This is a genomic window from Kitasatospora sp. P5_F3, assembly GCF_054049135.1.
Window position 1 is genome coordinate 261,631 of record NZ_JBFUMY010000007.1, and the last position, 13,898, is coordinate 275,528.

The 13,898-nt window shown below is 71.0% G+C and carries 13 protein-coding genes and 4 tRNA genes; 6 read left to right on the forward strand and 11 right to left on the reverse strand.

Going from position 1 to position 13,898, the window contains the following annotated elements; genetic code table 11:
* Positions 1–66: 66 nt before the first annotated feature.
* Positions 67–139 (reverse strand) — tRNA-Trp (locus tag ACXJMZ_RS06175).
* Between the two features lie 237 nt (positions 140–376).
* Between ACXJMZ_RS06175 and ACXJMZ_RS06180 the strand changes: the two genes are divergently transcribed.
* Positions 377–1,606 (forward strand): pyridoxal phosphate-dependent aminotransferase, encoded by a 1,230-nt coding sequence (locus ACXJMZ_RS06180; protein ID WP_457028932.1) that lies wholly within the window; start codon positions 377–379, stop codon positions 1,604–1,606.
* Positions 1,607–1,703: 97 nt separating this feature from the next.
* Positions 1,704–2,723 carry an adenosine deaminase gene (locus tag ACXJMZ_RS06185; protein ID WP_457028933.1) on the forward strand — a complete coding sequence of 340 codons (1,020 nt, stop codon included), beginning with the start codon at positions 1,704–1,706 and terminating at the stop codon, positions 2,721–2,723.
* Between the two features lie 151 nt (positions 2,724–2,874).
* On the opposite strand, the gene ACXJMZ_RS06190 is transcribed toward ACXJMZ_RS06185, so the two are convergent.
* The 6 genes from ACXJMZ_RS06190 to ACXJMZ_RS06215 all read right to left on the reverse strand — a co-directional run bounded on the left by ACXJMZ_RS06190 (position 2,875) and on the right by ACXJMZ_RS06215 (position 5,440).
* Positions 2,875–3,915, reverse strand: a complete 1,041-nt coding sequence (locus ACXJMZ_RS06190; RefSeq protein WP_457028934.1) for a UDP-N-acetylmuramate dehydrogenase — start codon at positions 3,913–3,915, stop codon at positions 2,875–2,877.
* Between the two features lie 59 nt (positions 3,916–3,974).
* On the reverse strand, positions 3,975–4,397 hold the full coding sequence (locus tag ACXJMZ_RS06195; protein WP_457028935.1) for a MaoC family dehydratase: 423 nt from the start codon (positions 4,395–4,397) through the stop codon (positions 3,975–3,977).
* 5 nt (positions 4,398–4,402) lie between these two features.
* Entirely contained in the window at positions 4,403–4,861 is a 459-nt protein-coding gene (locus tag ACXJMZ_RS06200) for an FAS1-like dehydratase domain-containing protein (RefSeq protein ID WP_457028936.1), read from the reverse strand.
* A 142-nt stretch (positions 4,862–5,003) separates the two neighbouring features.
* The gene (rpmG, locus tag ACXJMZ_RS06205) at positions 5,004–5,168 is read right to left on the reverse strand and encodes a 50S ribosomal protein L33 (protein WP_006604855.1); all 165 of its coding nucleotides are present in this window, start codon (positions 5,166–5,168) and stop codon (positions 5,004–5,006) included.
* Between the two features lie 82 nt (positions 5,169–5,250).
* A tRNA-Met gene (locus tag ACXJMZ_RS06210) sits at positions 5,251–5,323 on the reverse strand.
* A 44-nt stretch (positions 5,324–5,367) separates the two neighbouring features.
* Positions 5,368–5,440, reverse strand: a tRNA-Thr gene (locus ACXJMZ_RS06215).
* Positions 5,441–5,705: 265 nt separating this feature from the next.
* Between ACXJMZ_RS06215 and ACXJMZ_RS06220 the strand changes: the two genes are divergently transcribed.
* Positions 5,706–6,980, forward strand: a complete 1,275-nt coding sequence (locus tag ACXJMZ_RS06220) for a hydrolase (RefSeq protein WP_457028937.1) — start codon at positions 5,706–5,708, stop codon at positions 6,978–6,980.
* A gap of 46 nt (positions 6,981–7,026) precedes the next feature.
* On the opposite strand, the gene ACXJMZ_RS06225 is transcribed toward ACXJMZ_RS06220, so the two are convergent.
* Entirely contained in the window at positions 7,027–8,991 is a 1,965-nt protein-coding gene (locus ACXJMZ_RS06225; protein WP_457028979.1) for an APC family permease, read from the reverse strand.
* Between the two features lie 390 nt (positions 8,992–9,381).
* Here ACXJMZ_RS06225 and ACXJMZ_RS06230 point away from each other — a divergent pair, with 390 nt between their 5' ends.
* On the forward strand, positions 9,382–9,984 hold the full coding sequence (locus ACXJMZ_RS06230; protein ID WP_057231445.1) for a superoxide dismutase: 603 nt from the start codon (positions 9,382–9,384) through the stop codon (positions 9,982–9,984).
* A 226-nt stretch (positions 9,985–10,210) separates the two neighbouring features.
* Here the strand turns inward: ACXJMZ_RS06230 and ACXJMZ_RS06235 are convergent.
* Positions 10,211–10,291 (reverse strand) — tRNA-Tyr (locus tag ACXJMZ_RS06235).
* Positions 10,292–10,508: 217 nt separating this feature from the next.
* On the opposite strand from ACXJMZ_RS06235, the gene ACXJMZ_RS06240 reads away from it, so the two are divergent.
* A complete protein-coding gene (locus ACXJMZ_RS06240) occupies positions 10,509–10,997 on the forward strand; it encodes a YajQ family cyclic di-GMP-binding protein (RefSeq protein WP_457028938.1) in 489 nt (162 codons plus the stop codon).
* A 767-nt stretch (positions 10,998–11,764) separates the two neighbouring features.
* On the opposite strand, the gene ACXJMZ_RS06245 is transcribed toward ACXJMZ_RS06240, so the two are convergent.
* A complete protein-coding gene (locus tag ACXJMZ_RS06245; RefSeq protein WP_057231455.1) occupies positions 11,765–12,238 on the reverse strand; it encodes a hypothetical protein in 474 nt (157 codons plus the stop codon).
* A 112-nt stretch (positions 12,239–12,350) separates the two neighbouring features.
* On the opposite strand from ACXJMZ_RS06245, the gene mug reads away from it, so the two are divergent.
* Positions 12,351–12,929 (forward strand): G/U mismatch-specific DNA glycosylase, encoded by a 579-nt coding sequence (gene mug / locus ACXJMZ_RS06250; RefSeq protein WP_457028939.1) that lies wholly within the window; start codon positions 12,351–12,353, stop codon positions 12,927–12,929.
* On the opposite strand, the gene ACXJMZ_RS06255 is transcribed toward mug, so the two are convergent.
* On the reverse strand, positions 12,926–13,837 hold the full coding sequence (locus ACXJMZ_RS06255) for a LysR family transcriptional regulator (RefSeq protein WP_457028940.1): 912 nt from the start codon (positions 13,835–13,837) through the stop codon (positions 12,926–12,928). The genes mug and ACXJMZ_RS06255 overlap by 4 nt on opposite strands.
* Between the last annotated feature and the right edge of the window lie 61 nt (positions 13,838–13,898).

Sequence of the window (13,898 nt, forward strand, 5' to 3'; positions counted from 1 at the left end):
GGAGCCATCTCCGCATCAAGCCCGCTCACTCCTGTGGAGCGAACGGGCTGGATACGGTTCAAGCAGCAGGGCAAGAGGGACTTGAACCCCCAACCGCCGGTTTTGGAGACCGGTGCTCTACCAATTGAGCTATTGCCCTACGGAGCTTTGCGGCTCCGGAGATGACCACCAACCTACCGCATCCGGGTCGCTGCGTGAGTTACGCACCGGTGGAGCCGCACTTCGGGAGCCATCGAGCAGTGAGTGTACGTGTTCCGGGGCGTTTGGTCGAACCCCCTTCACCGACCGCCCACCGGCGGGTACGGATAGTGGACGGATCCGTACGCATGCTGAAACCGCTGTGCCCCTGCGGAGAGGACTCTGCAACGATTGCGGCATGAGCGCTCCCACCCCCCGCCCCGCAGACCGCCGCGTCTCCGCCCGTGTCGGTGCCATCGCCGAGTCCGCCACCCTCGCGGTGGACGCCAAGGCGAAGGCCCTCAAGGCGGCCGGCCGCCCCGTGATCGGCTTCGGCGCCGGAGAGCCGGACTTCCCGACCCCCGGCTACATCGTCGACGCCGCCGTCGCCGCCTGCCAGGACCCGAAGAACCACCGCTACACCCCGGCCGGCGGCCTGCCGGAGCTGAAGGCGGCGATCGCCGCGAAGACCCTGCGCGACTCCGGCTACCAGGTGGACGCCTCCCAGGTGCTGGTCACCAACGGTGGCAAGCAGGCCATCTACGAGGCCTTCGCCGCGATCCTGGACCCGGCCGACGAGGTCATCATCCCGGCGCCGTACTGGACCACCTACCCGGAGGCCGTGAAGCTGGCTGGCGGTGTCCCGGTCGACGTCGTCGCGGACGAGACCACCGGCTACAAGGTCTCGGTCGAGCAGCTCGAGGCCGCCCGCACCGAGAACACCAAGGTGGTGCTCTTCGTCTCGCCGTCCAACCCGACCGGCTCGGTCTACACCGAGTCCGAGGCCGAGGCGATCGGCCGCTGGGCGCTGGAGCACGGCCTCTGGGTGCTCACCGACGAGATCTACGAGCACCTGGTCTACGGCGACGCCACCTTCACCTCGCTGCCCGCCCTGCTCCCCGAGCTGGCCGACAAGTGCATCGTGGTCAACGGTGTGGCCAAGACCTACGCGATGACCGGCTGGCGGGTGGGCTGGATGATCGGCCCGAAGGACGTCGTGAGCGCCGCCGCCAACCTGCAGTCGCACGCCACCTCCAACGTCTCCAACGTGGCGCAGCGCGCCGCGCTGGCCGCCGTCTCCGGTGACCTGGCCGCAGTGGACGAGATGAAGACCGCGTTCGACCGCCGCCGGAAGACCATCGTGCGGATGCTGAACGAGATCGACGGCGTGTTCTGCCCCGAGCCCGAGGGCGCGTTCTACGTCTACCCCTCGGTCAAGGACCTGCTGGGCAAGGAGATCCGCGGCAAGCGCCCGGCCACCTCCGCCGAGCTGGCCACCCTGATCCTGGACGAGGCCGAGGTCGCGGTCGTGCCCGGCGAGGCCTTCGGCACCCCCGGCTACCTGCGGCTGTCGTACGCGCTCGGCGACGCCGACCTGGCCGAGGGCATCAGCCGGATGCAGAAGCTGCTCGGCGAGGCCCGCGCCTGACGTTCCGTCGCTTCTCGGGTCACCGCCCCTTTCACCCCTTCGAGGGATGTGAAAGGGACGGTTCCCGTTCGGGGCCCTGATACGGCAGGATCGGTGAATGGAACGCCAGCGTGATGTCCGGAGCCTGCCGAAGGCCCATCTGCACCTGCACTTCACCGGTTCGATGCGGCCCGCCACCCTGCTGGAGCTGGCCGACAAGCACCGGGTCCGGCTGCCCGAGGCGCTCAGCTCCGGCGAGCCGCCCCAGCTGCGGGCCACCGACGAGCGGGGCTGGTTCCGGTTCCAGCGGCTGTACGACACCGCGCGGTCGGTGCTGCGGGACGAGTCCGACATCCGGCGCCTGGTGCTGGAGACCGCCCAGGACGAGGCTACCGACGGCTCCCGCTGGCTGGAGATCCAGGTCGACCCCACCTCGTACGCGCCCCGGCTCGGCGGGCTGATCCCCGCCCTTGAGCTGATCCTGGACGCCGTCCGGGAGGCCTCCGCCGCGACCGGCGTGGGGATCCGGGTGCTGGTCGCGGCGAACCGGATGAAGTCCCCGATGGACGCCCGCACGCTGGCCAGGCTCGCGGTGCGCTACGCCGACCAGGGTGTGGTCGGCTTCGGCCTCTCCAACGACGAACGGCGGGGCCTGGCCCGGGACTTCGACCGGGCCTTCGCGATCGTCCGCCGGGGCGGGCTGCTGGCCGCCCCGCACGGCGGCGAGCTCTCCGGGCCGGAGTCGGTCCGGGACTGCCTGGACGACCTCGGCGCGGGCCGGATCGGCCACGGCGTCCGGGCCGCCGAGGACCCGCGCCTGATGCAGCGGCTGGCGGACCGTCAGATCACCTGCGAGGTCTGCCCGTCCTCCAACGTCTCGCTCGGGGTCTACGAGCGCGCCGAGGAGGTTCCGTTGCGGAAGCTGTTCGAGGCGGGCGTCCCGATGGCGCTGGGCGCGGACGACCCGCTGCTGTTCGGCTCCCGGCTGGCCGCCCAGTACGAGCTGGTCCGCGACGTACACGGTTTCAGCGACGCCGAGCTGGCCGAGCTGGCCCGGCAGTCCGTCCGCGCCACCCGCGCCCCGGAGGACGTCCGGAAGCAACTCCTGGCGGACATCGACGACTGGCTGAACAACTGAGGCCGGCCATTTACGGTCCAGGGGCTCGGGGAACTGCGAGGAGATCTGGCGCCGGGGTCACTGCGAAAGTCCTGACCGCCCACGCACGGATCACCTTTGCTGAGGTCGGCGCCGCCGTTCCCCGGGCCCCTGGTGGCTGATGCCCGGAGGGCTAGAGGCTGACGCCGATCATGACTGGCTCGTTGACCAGCTCGACGCCGAACGCAGCGCGCACGCCGTCCCGGATCTCCCGGGCCAGCCCGAGCAGGTCGGCCGTGCTGGCTGCGCCCCGGTTGGTGAGGGCGAGGGTGTGCTTGGTGGAGAGCGTTGCGGCGCCTGCCCCGTACCCCTTGCCGAAGCCGGCCTGGTCGATCAGCCAGGCGGCGGAGGTCTTGGTGCATCCGTCCGGCGCGGGGTAGGCGGGCGCCGTGCGCTCCCCCAGCCGGGCCAGGAAGTCGGCGTACTGAGCAGCCGTCAGCACCGGGTTGGTGAAGAACGAGCCCGCCGACCAGGTGTCGTGGTCCGCCGGGTCGAGCACCATGCCCTTGCCCGCCCGCAGGCCGAGCACCGTCTTGTAGGCGGTCCGCAGCGCGACCCGCTCCCCGGCCTCGACGCCCAGCGTCCTGGCGACCTCCGCGTACCGGACGGCGGTGGACTGCCCTTCGGCGTCCTCCAGCCGGAACCGGACCCGCAGCACCACGTACCGCTCGGGGTCGGCCTTGAAGCGGCTGTGCCGGTAGGAGAACTCGCACTCGGCGTTGGTCAGCACCACCACCTCGCCGGCCCGCCGGTCGTAGGCGACCACCTCGGTGATGCCGGTGGCCACCTCCTGACCGTACGCGCCGACGTTCTGCACGGGCGTGGCGCCGGCCGAGCCGGGGATGCCGGCCAGGAACTCGATCCCGGCCAGCCCGGCGTCCACCACCTTCGCCACCGCGTCGGCCCAGACCTCGCCGGCCGCCAGCTCCAGCTCGACCCCGTCCAGGGCGAACCCGGTCGTGGCAAGCCGCAGCACCGTCCCGTCGAAACCCTGGTCGCCGATCACCAGGTTGGAGCCACCGCCGATCACCAGCAGCGGCTCACCCGCCCGGTCCGCCGCCCGGACGGTCTCGACGACCTCCTGGTCGGTGGTGGCGGTGACGAGCCGACGGGCCGGTCCGCCGAGCCGGAGGGTGGTCAGCGGGGCGAGGGGGGCGTCCAGTTCAACAAGCACGCCCCCAGCGTACGGGGGTCGCCCGGCCCGGCGGGCAGGACGACCCCCGCCTTCGGGTGTCAGCCGAGCTGGACCACCGCGCGGGACATGTTGAGCACCTTGTTCTCGCCGTTCTTCACCAGCAGGTCGACCCGGACCCGGCGGTCGTCCAGCAGGGCGGCCACCTTGCCGGTGACCTCGATCACGGTGCCGGCACCGTCGTTGGGGACGGGGACGGGCTTGGTGAAGCGGACCCCGTAGTCGACCACCGCGCCCGGGTCGCCGACCCAGTCGGTGACCACCCGGATCGCCTCGGCCATGGTGAACATGCCGTGCGCGATGACGTCGGGCAGGCCGACCTCGACCGCGAACTTCTCGTTCCAGTGGATCGGGTTGAAGTCACCGGAGGCGCCCGCGTACTGGACGAGCGTGGCGCGGGTCACCGGGAAGGACTGGGCGGGCAGCTCGGTGCCGACCTCGACCTGGTCGAAGTTGATGGTCATCCTGGTCACTCCCCCGCCTGGTCGGCGGCCCGGGCCACCAGCGTCATGATCGCGGTCACCACGTGCTCGCCGCTCTCGTCGTGCACCTTGCCGCTGACGGTCAGTACGTCGTTGCCGGCCAGCGACTTGATCGCGTCGATCGTGACGGTGACCGTCAGCCGGTCCCCGGCGTGCACCGGGCGGCTGTAGCTGAACTTCTGGTCGCCGTGCACCACTCGGCTGAAGTCCAGGTTCAGCTCGGGGTCGTTCACCACCTGGGCCGCGGCCCGGTAGGTGATCACGAACGGGAAGGTCGGCGGCGCGATCACTTCCGGATACCCGAGTGCCTTCGCGGCCTCGACGTCGGTGTACGCCGGGTTGGCGTCGCCGATCGCGGTCGCGAACTCGCGGATCTTCTCCCGGCCTACCTCGTACGGCTCGGTGGGCGGGTAGGTCCGCCCGATGAACGAGGGGTCGAGGGCCATGGGCTACTCCTCTGACGGTGGGTCACACACAGCTAGTGCAGACTTGCCTGGATACGAGAAAAAGCTCCAGGCCGTGCCCCTTGCGGGACACGGCCTGGAGCCAAGAGCCTGATCACACCAGGCCCGACGACGCCTTGCGGGGTCAGCGGGTCTCGCGGTGCGCGGTGTGCGAGTTGCAACGGGGGCAGTGCTTCTTCATCTCAAGACGGTCCGGGTCGTTACGCCGGTTCTTCTTGGTGATGTAGTTCCGCTCCTTGCACTCCACGCAGGCCAGCGTGATCTTCGGGCGGACGTCGGTGGCAGCCACGGGAGTGCCTTCCTAAAAAATGGGTGATGACACAACAAGAGTAGCCGATCGGGAGTTCGATCTCCCGACCGACTACGCGGGGTAGCGGTGACCGGACTTGAACCGGTGACACAGCGATTATGAGCCGCTTGCTCTACCAACTGAGCTACACCGCTTTGATGATCCGTCGTCAGACCGAGGTCTGACTCCTTCTCACCAGAGCCCCCATGCGGAATCGAACCGCAGACCTTCTCCTTACCATGGAGACGCTCTACCGACTGAGCTATAGGGGCGAACGAGGAAGAGATTACACGTTTCCCGGCCAGAGGTGAAATCCGTATCCGGCCCGGAAGATCGCAGGTGGGCGGCCCGTACGAACGCTCCTGTGCAGTACTCGCGTTCGACGGCACCTCGGAACCGACGGTGTCGGCCACCCTCGACCCGGTACGACTGCTGCGAGCCTCCGAGCACCCCGCCCCGACTCCCCATAGGCTCGACCCTCAGTGATCTTGCGGCTCCCGGGGCGCCCCGGGCCGCCGGGCAGCGAGGAGCCGGCCGATGACCGCGGACAGCGCACCCGCCGAGGGACCGCACCCGGGCGAGGGATCGTCGAAGGGCCCCAACCCGCTCGGCCACGGCCCGGTCCTGCTGCTCGCCAACGCCCGGCTCACCGACGGCCGGGTGGTGGACGTCCGGATCCGCGGCGACCGCATCCAGGCGGTCGGCACCACCGGCAGCCTCGGTCCGCTGCCCGCCACGCCGGGCGGCCCCACCAGCACCACCGGCGCCCGGATCGACCTCGGCGGCTATCTGCTGCTGCCCGCCCCCGCCGAACCGCACGCGCACTACGACGTCGCCTTCTCCGCCGCCCTGCCGACACCCCCACCGGAGACCCCCGCCGACCTGATCCGCCGGGTCACCGAGGGCGCGCTCACCGCACTCGGGTACGGGGCGACCGCCCAGCGCACCCACGTCGGGATCGGCGGCGTGCACGGGCTGCGCCGGCTGGAGGCCGTCCTGACGGCCCGCCAGGCACTGCGCGGCCTGGCCGAGCTCCAGGCGGTGGCGATGCCCCGGCTGCTCACCGGCCGGGCCGGCGCGGACGGCCGGGCCCAGCTCCGGGACGCGCTCAAGCTCGGCGCAGCGGCGGCCGGCGGCTGCCCGGACCTCGACCCGGACCCGGTGGGCTACGTCCAGGTCCTGCTGGAGGCGGCCCGCGAGGCGGACTGCCCGGTGGACCTGCACACCCTGGGCGGCGACCCGGCCCAACTCGCCCGGCTGGCCGCCGTGTTGGCACCGCTGCGGCCCCGGGTCACGGTCGGCCCGGTGAGTGCGCTGGCGGACGGCGGGGCGGCGGTGCTGGCCGGCGCCGGACTGCGGGTGGTCTGCCTGCCGCAGAACGGCGGCTGCGTCGGCCTCGAAGGCCCGACTGCTCCCCTGCGGCCTTTCCAGGTACGGGAGTTGACCGAGGCCGGAATCCCGCTGGCCGCGGGTGCGGGCGGCCTGCGGGACCTCGCCAACCCGGTCGGCCGGGCCGACCCGCTGGAGGCCGCGTACCTGCTCGCGGCGGGCGGCGGGCTGAGCCCGGAGGCGGCGTACGAGGCGGTCTCCCACCAGGCCCGGACGGCCCTCGGGCTGCAGCCCGTCCGGGTCGACGCCGGCTTCCCCGCCGAGCTGCTGGCGGTCCGGGGCGACTCGCTGGCCGGGGCGCTGGCGGGCGGGCACAGCCGGCTGGTGATCCACAGCGGCCGGGTGGTGAGCCGGACCAGCGCCGTCCGGGAGTTCGCCGACACGGTGGCGCTGGCGCTGCCCCGGCAGAACACGCCGGGGTGACCGCTGCGCACGCCGGGGGTAGCTGTTGAGCGCACCCGGGCAGCGGCTATCTGCTCTTCGGGTTGGCGGGCTCGCCCCGGCGGACCGCCCCCGGCGCGCGGCCGGTCGGGTGGTTGGCCGCGGCCGAGGAGTTGAGCTGCCAGGGGACGCTGATCACCATCACTCCGGGGGTGAAGAGCAGTCGGCTCTTGAGCCAGAGGGCGGACTGGTTGTGCAGCAGGTTCTCCCACCAGTGGCCGACCACGTACTCCGGGATGAACACCGCGACCACGTCGCGCGGACTGCTCCGGCGGACGCTCCGGACGTACCCGACCACCGGCCGGGTGATCTCCCGGAACGGCGAGTCGAGCACCTTGAGCGGCACCTGGATGTCGAACTCGTCCCACTTCTGCCGGAGTTCGTCAGTGCTGTCGCGCTCGACCGCGACGGTCAGCGCCTCCAGGGTGTCCGGCCGGAACGCCTCGGCATAGCCGAGCGCGCGCAGGGTCGGCTTGTGCAGCTTGGAGACCAGCACGATGCCGTGCACCTTCGACGGGCGGACGGACTCCTCGTGCGGGTCGTCGACCGCCAGCTCCTCCGCCGTCCGGTCGTAGTGGCGCCGGATGCCGTGCATCATCAGCCAGAGCACGACCGCCGCCAGTACGGCCAGCCAGGCGCCCTGGGTGAACTTGGTGGCCAGCACGATCACCAGCACCAGACCGGTCACCACCGCGCCCAGCGCGTTGATCACCCGGGCCCGGTGCGCGTCGCGGCGCGCCTGCCGGGTGGGGTGCTCGCGCAGGGTGCGGTTCCAGTGCTTGACCATGCCGATCTGGGACAGCGTGAAGGAGGTGAAGACACCGAGGATGTAGAGGTGGATCAGGCTGGTGACATTGGCGTCGTAGAGCCAGAGCAGCCCGCCGGCCACCACGGCCAGCGCGATGATGCCGTTGGAGAAGGCGAGTCGGTCGCCCCGGGTGTGCAGCTGCCGTGGCAGGTAGCGGTGTTCGGCCAGGATCGAGGCCAGCAGCGGGAAGCCGTTGAACGCCGTGTTCGCCGCCAGCACCAGGACCAGCGCGGTGGCGGCCTGGATCAGGTAGAACGGGATGCTGTCGCTGCCGCCGAAGATCGCCGCCGCGAGCTGGGCGATCACGGTCTGCTGCGGCGTGTCGCAGTCCCCGGTGAATCCGATCAGCTGGCAGGTGTCGTCCGTGATGTGCACCTTGGCGATCATCGCCAGCGTGGTGATCCCGGAGAACATCACGATCGCGGTGATGCCCATCACGGCCATCGTGGTGGCGGCGTTCCGCGACTTCGGCTTCCGGAACGCGGGCACCCCGTTCGAGATCGCCTCCACCCCGGTCAGCGCCGTACACCCGGAGGCGAACGCCCGCAGCGCCAGCATCAGCAGTGCGAACCCCACGAAGGTCTCGTCCCCCGGCTCCGGCGTGATCCCGTACTTGGCGCTCTCGGCCACCGGCGCATCCCCGAGCAGGTACCGGACCAGCCCCGTGCCCACCATGATCAGGATGCCGCCGATGAAGAGATAGGTCGGCGCGGCGAAGGCGTTGCCCGACTCCCGTACGCCACGCAGGTTCATCGCCGCCAGCAGCGCCACGAAGCCGACCGCCATCACCACCCGGTAGTCCACCAGGCTCGGCAGCGCGGAGATGATGTTCGCCACCCCCGAGGCGACCGACACCGCCACCGTCATCACGTAGTCGACCAGCAGCGAAGCCGCCACCACCAGCCCCGAGTTGGGTCCGAGGTTCCTGGACACCACCTCGTAGGAGCCACCACCGCTCGGGTAGGCGTGCACCACCTGACGGTACGACAGCACCACGACCACCATCAGCGCCACGACCGCGAGCGCGACCCAGGGCGTCAGGTAGAGGAAGGCGGTCCCGCCGACGGTGAGCACCAGCAGGATCTCCTGGGTGGCGTAGGCCACCGAGGAGAGCGGGTCGGACGCGAAGATCGGCAGCGCCAGGCGCTTGGGGAGCAGGGTCTCGCCCAGCTCCTCGCTGCGCATGGCCCGGCCGATCACGAGGCGCTTCAGCGCCTGGGGCACGTTGAACACACTGGCGAGCGTAAGTGCCGGGGCGTCAGGTTGCCGGGGCCGGCGGATGTCCGGCGTGTCCCGATTCGTACCTGACGGGCGCTCACCCGTTCTGCCTGCTCTGCCTGGTAATGGGGGTGGCGGACCGGACGTCCCGGCGGGCGCCGGTTGGGAAGACGATCAGCACGGCGGAGGGACCCCCGGCGCGACGGCCGGGACGTACGTCAGCAGGCGGCTGGACACGGGCCGGCCACCCCCGCCCGACACTCTGCTGCTATCTCGATGCAATTGCAACTTATACGCAATAGTGTTGGCCCGGCATGCCGCAGACCCCTACACACAGCAACTAGGAGCCCTCTACTCATGGGTCAGTACACGCTCCCCGATCTGCCCTACGACTACTCCGCTCTGGAGAAGGCGATGTCCGCCGAGATCCTCGAGCTGCACCACTCCAAGCACCACGCCGCCTACGTGGCCGGCGCCAACACCACCCTCGAGCAGCTCGCCGAGGCCCGCGAGAAGGAGAACTTCGGTGGCCTGGTCGGCCTCCAGAAGACCCTGGGCTTCCACCTCTCCGGCCACGTCCTGCACTCCCTCTTCTGGGAGAACCTCTCCCCCGACGGCGGCGACCGCCCCGACGGAGCCCTCGGCGACGCCATCACCGAACACTTCGGCAGCTTCGAGGCCTTCAAGAAGCAGCTCACCGCCGCCACCGTCGGCGTCCAGGGCTCAGGCTGGGGCATCCTCTCCTGGGAACCCCTCGGCCAACGCCTCATCGTCGAGCAGGTCTACGACCACCACGGCAACGTCGGCCAGGGCACCACTCCCCTGCTCGCCTTCGACGCCTGGGAGCACGCCTACTACCTCCAGTACCGCAACGTCCGCCCGGACTACGTCACCCGCCTCTGGGACATCGTCAACTGGACCGACGTCACCACCCGCTTCACCACCGCCACGGGCGCCTGACCACCTGTCACATCACGGAGCCCCACACCCCCCCGGGGGTGCGGGGCTCCCGCGTTCCCGCGCGACGACCGGCCACAGGACCAAGTGCCTCCATGCGATCAACAAGACCACCGCGACCCGCCGGCTCGAGGCCCGCTCCCCCGCCTGGCAGCCGGTCACCGCATGGGCACAGCAGAAGGGCCCCTGGCCAGTGTTTCCACTGGTCAGGGGCCCTTCTTTTATCCTGTGGCTGGTGCAGGGTTCGAACCTGCGTAGCTTGCGCGGCAGATTTACAGTCTGCTCCCTTTGGCCGCTCGGGCAACCAGCCAGGATGGTGTCTTGCGGGGCGCTGCCCCGTTCGACCTCGTAAACGATACCTGATGGATGGGGGTGCTTCGCCACTTGGTCGGTCACGTGATGATCAAGGGGATGGGGCGTGGCTGGCGGGGGTGGGCGGGGGCGGGGGTGGATAGGCTTGGGCGGCGCCTGCTCCGTTGGGGCGGGGGCGGACAGTGAAGCCAGAGCATCAAGGAGACCAAGACACCATGGCCGACTCCAGTTTCGACATCGTCTCGAAGGTCGAGTGGCAGGAGGTCGACAACGCGATCAACCAGACCTCCCGCGAGATCGCCACCCGGTTCGACTTCAAGAACGTCGGCGGCGAGGTCAAGCGGTCGGGCGAGAAGATCGAGATGAAGGCCAACGGCGAGGAGCGCGTCAAGGCGATCCTGGACCTGCTGAAGGACAAGTTCATCAAGCGTGGCCTGTCGCTGAAGGCGCTCGACGCAGGCGAGCCGCTGCTCTCCGGCAAGGAGTACAAGATCTCCGCGGACGTGAAGGAGGGCATCTCCCAGGACGACGCGAAGAAGGTCGCGAAGATCATCCGTGACGAGGGCCCGAAGGGCGTCAAGGCGCAGGTGCAGGGTGACGAGCTGCGGGTCAGCTCGAAGAGCCGTGATGACCTGCAGACCATTCAGGCGCTGCTCAAGGGCAAGGACCTGGAGTTCGCGATCCAGTTCGTGAACTACCGCTGACGCTGCGACAGCGACGCCGTCGGGGCCCGGACCGTGCACGGTCGGGACCGCGTCCTTGATCGCCGTCGGGTCCGGCTTGGTGGCGGTGGCCTTGGTGACCAGGTCGGCCGCGGTCTTCTGGACCTGGTCGAGGGCGTCCGCCGGGTTGGCCGGCAGCGGCGGGATGACCCGGGCGTCGCCGACCGGCAGGCCCGGGACGGGCGCCGGGACCGGGACCGGGGGAGCCGGCAGCAGCGCCAGCAGCGACTTCACCGCGGCCTGCAGGTCGGCCAGTTGCTTCTGCAGGGCGGCCGGGTCGGGGGCGGCGGAGGTCGCGGAGGTCACCAGCTTGGTGATCTGGCCGAGGACGTCGCCGAGCGAGCCGAGCACCGCGAGGTTCTTGGCCGGATCGGGGACGGCCGGGACTGCCGGGAGGTCGACGCCGCCCGGGGGCTTCACGGGCAGGTCGACCGGGGGCTTCACCGGCAGATCGGGAGCCGGCGGAACGATCGGCGGCAGCGGGAGGGGTAGGGCGAGGGGACGGATGGTGGTCGCCGCGGCGGTGTCGGCAGCATTGGCGACGGTGACGGACGTGGTGGTGACCGTGGCAAGGCCAAGGGTTGCGGTCAGCACGACGGCCGTCCAGGTGGCACGCATGGGATGCGCTTCCTCTCAGTGAAGTTCAGGCGGAATCGCCTGAACTTCACGTTGGGCCACCGCACCTGCCCCGGCCACTGCTTGTACGCCGAATGGTCCGGGGCCCGGACGCCGGAACGGTCTTGGCCCGGTCAGCCGGAGCACCAGTCGACCAGGCGTCGGTGCCGGTCGAGCCCGACCGCCTCGAACTCGTCCTGCCCGTGGGTGTGTTGGGCGCCGACCCGGCGCAGCGCCTGGGAGATCGGGCTGCCCTCGGCGGGGAAGGGCTGGCCGGTGACCGAGGCGAGCGGGCCGAGCACCACCTGGGCGTCGAACCAGACCGCCGCGTGCTGGGTGCCCTCACCGCCGAAGAAGTCCGCCTCGACGTAGCCGATCGGGCCCGCCTTGGACCAGGCCGCCATCCGGCGGCCGAAGCCGCCGGGGAAGGAGGCGAAGCCGGGCTGGATGGCCCCGCCGTGCTCGGTGACGGTGTCGAAGAGAAGGTCCGTCATCGGGATCAGCGCCAGTTTCTGTTCGAGTCCGGCGACCCGAGCGACGGGCACCTCGGCCGCCACCACGTCGAGCAGTTCCCGTGATGCGATCAGCGCCTTCAGTTCGTAGGACATCCAGCCATTCTGCGCCTTCCGACAACGGTGCGGGAGCGGATTATCGAACTCGCTGTGCGTTCGAACGGGCTCGGCGGCCGGGGTGCCGGCGGGAGCGGTGCAGACTGGCTGGATGAACGAGAAGAGCGAGCCGACGGTTCGTCAGCTCCGGCCCGGAGCCGACGAACTGGCGGCGGCCCGGGGCCGGACCGTGCCGGACGTGGCGGCGCCCGGCCTACGGGTGCTGTTCTGCGGTATCAACCCGGGGCTCTGGTCGGGGGCCACCGGGCAGCACTTCGCCCGGCCGGGGAATCGGTTCTGGCCCGCGCTGCACCGCTCGGGTTTCACGCCCCGTCAGCTCCGGCCGGAGGAGCAGCTGAAGCTGCTCGGCTACGGCCTCGGCATCACCAACGTGGTGGCCAGGACCACGGCCAAGGCGGACGAACTCACCACCGAGGAGTACCGGGTGGGCGGGCAGGCCCTGCTGGAGCGGGTGGAGCGGCTGCGGCCCGAGGTGCTGGCGGTGCTGGGGATCGGGGCGTACCGGACCGCGTTCGGGCGGCGGGGCGCGGTGGTCGGGCGGCAGCCGGAGGGGATCGGCGGCACCGAGGTGTGGGTGCTGCCCAACCCGAGTGGACTGAACGCCCATTACACCCTGGACGGGATCGCCGAGGAGTTCCGGCGCCTGCGCGAGGCGCTGCCCGACCGCTAGGCGGACGGCGCCAGAGTCGGCGCGGGGACGGCACGGAGTTCGCGGATCAGTTCGCGGACGGCTGCGGTACGGGCCAGGGCCGGGGTGGTGACGTAGCCGACCGTACGGGTGGGTGGCTGCGGGCCGAGGCCGGTGACGGCCACGCCGGGCGGGGCGCCGAGCAGGGTGAGTGCGGGCATGATCGACATCCCGAGGCCCTGGGCGACCAGCGAGAGCGTGACGGTGTCGTCCTCGACGTTCACCGTGGCGGCCGGGATCCAGTCCTGGCCGCGCCACCAGTCGCGGGTGTACGAGCCGCAGTTCTCGTCCCAGTCGACCAGCGGCAGGGTGCGCGGCAGGGGGTGGCCCACCGGGTGTGCCAGCGCGTACGGCTCGGTGAACAGGCGGCCCGCGAGCAGCCCGGGCAGGGAGGGTGACGGGGACTGGCCGGTGGCCGCGTCCAGGGTGGCGATGCCTAGTTCGGCGTGGCCGTCGGCGACTTCGCCGGCGGTGCCGCGGCCGATCTCGCGGACGATCCGCAGCTGCGGTTCGAGGCCGGGGTGACGTGCCGTCAGCCGGGCGAGCACGCCGGGGAGCAGGTGGGCGGCGGCGCTGCGGAAGGCGACGATGCGGAGCGGGCCGGTGAGTTCGGCGGTCTGCCGGGCGGCGGCCCGGGTCTCGGTGGCCAGGGTGGTGAGCAGGTGCAGGATCTGGCGGGCGTGGGCGACGGCCTGCGCGCCGGCCGGGGTGGGGCGCGCCCCGTGGCGCCCTCGCTCGAACAGCACCGCGCCCAGCTTCCGTTCGCACCCGCGCACAGCGTGCGAGACGGCGGACTGGGACATGCCGAGCGCCGTGGCGGCGGCCGTGAAACTGCGGTCGCGGTCGACGGCGACGAGGATGCGCAGCTCGTGCGGGGCGAGGTCGGTCATCCGGGCAACCTATCTCGGACCGGCGGCTTCCATGAAAGCTGCTCATGGAACGGCCCGAACC

What these genes read in the sequence shown, in the direction of transcription:
- ACXJMZ_RS06180 (WP_457028932.1), top strand. Translation starts at nt 377, where the DNA reads ATGAGCGCTCCCACCCCCCGCCCCGCAGACCGCCGCGTCTCCGCCCGT.
- ACXJMZ_RS06185 (WP_457028933.1), top strand. Translation starts at nt 1,704, where the DNA reads ATGGAACGCCAGCGTGATGTCCGGAGCCTGCCGAAGGCCCATCTGCAC.
- ACXJMZ_RS06195 (WP_457028935.1), bottom strand. Translation starts at nt 4,397, where the DNA reads ATGACCATCAACTTCGACCAGGTCGAGGTCGGCACCGAGCTGCCCGCC.
- ACXJMZ_RS06200 (WP_457028936.1), bottom strand. Translation starts at nt 4,861, where the DNA reads ATGGCCCTCGACCCCTCGTTCATCGGGCGGACCTACCCGCCCACCGAG.
- ACXJMZ_RS06220 (WP_457028937.1), top strand. Translation starts at nt 5,706, where the DNA reads ATGACCGCGGACAGCGCACCCGCCGAGGGACCGCACCCGGGCGAGGGA.
- ACXJMZ_RS06225 (WP_457028979.1), bottom strand. Translation starts at nt 8,991, where the DNA reads ATGCGCAGCGAGGAGCTGGGCGAGACCCTGCTCCCCAAGCGCCTGGCG.
- ACXJMZ_RS06230 (WP_057231445.1), top strand. Translation starts at nt 9,382, where the DNA reads ATGGGTCAGTACACGCTCCCCGATCTGCCCTACGACTACTCCGCTCTG.
- ACXJMZ_RS06240 (WP_457028938.1), top strand. Translation starts at nt 10,509, where the DNA reads ATGGCCGACTCCAGTTTCGACATCGTCTCGAAGGTCGAGTGGCAGGAG.
- ACXJMZ_RS06245 (WP_057231455.1), bottom strand. Translation starts at nt 12,238, where the DNA reads ATGTCCTACGAACTGAAGGCGCTGATCGCATCACGGGAACTGCTCGAC.
- mug (WP_457028939.1), top strand. Translation starts at nt 12,351, where the DNA reads ATGAACGAGAAGAGCGAGCCGACGGTTCGTCAGCTCCGGCCCGGAGCC.
- ACXJMZ_RS06255 (WP_457028940.1), bottom strand. Translation starts at nt 13,837, where the DNA reads ATGACCGACCTCGCCCCGCACGAGCTGCGCATCCTCGTCGCCGTCGAC.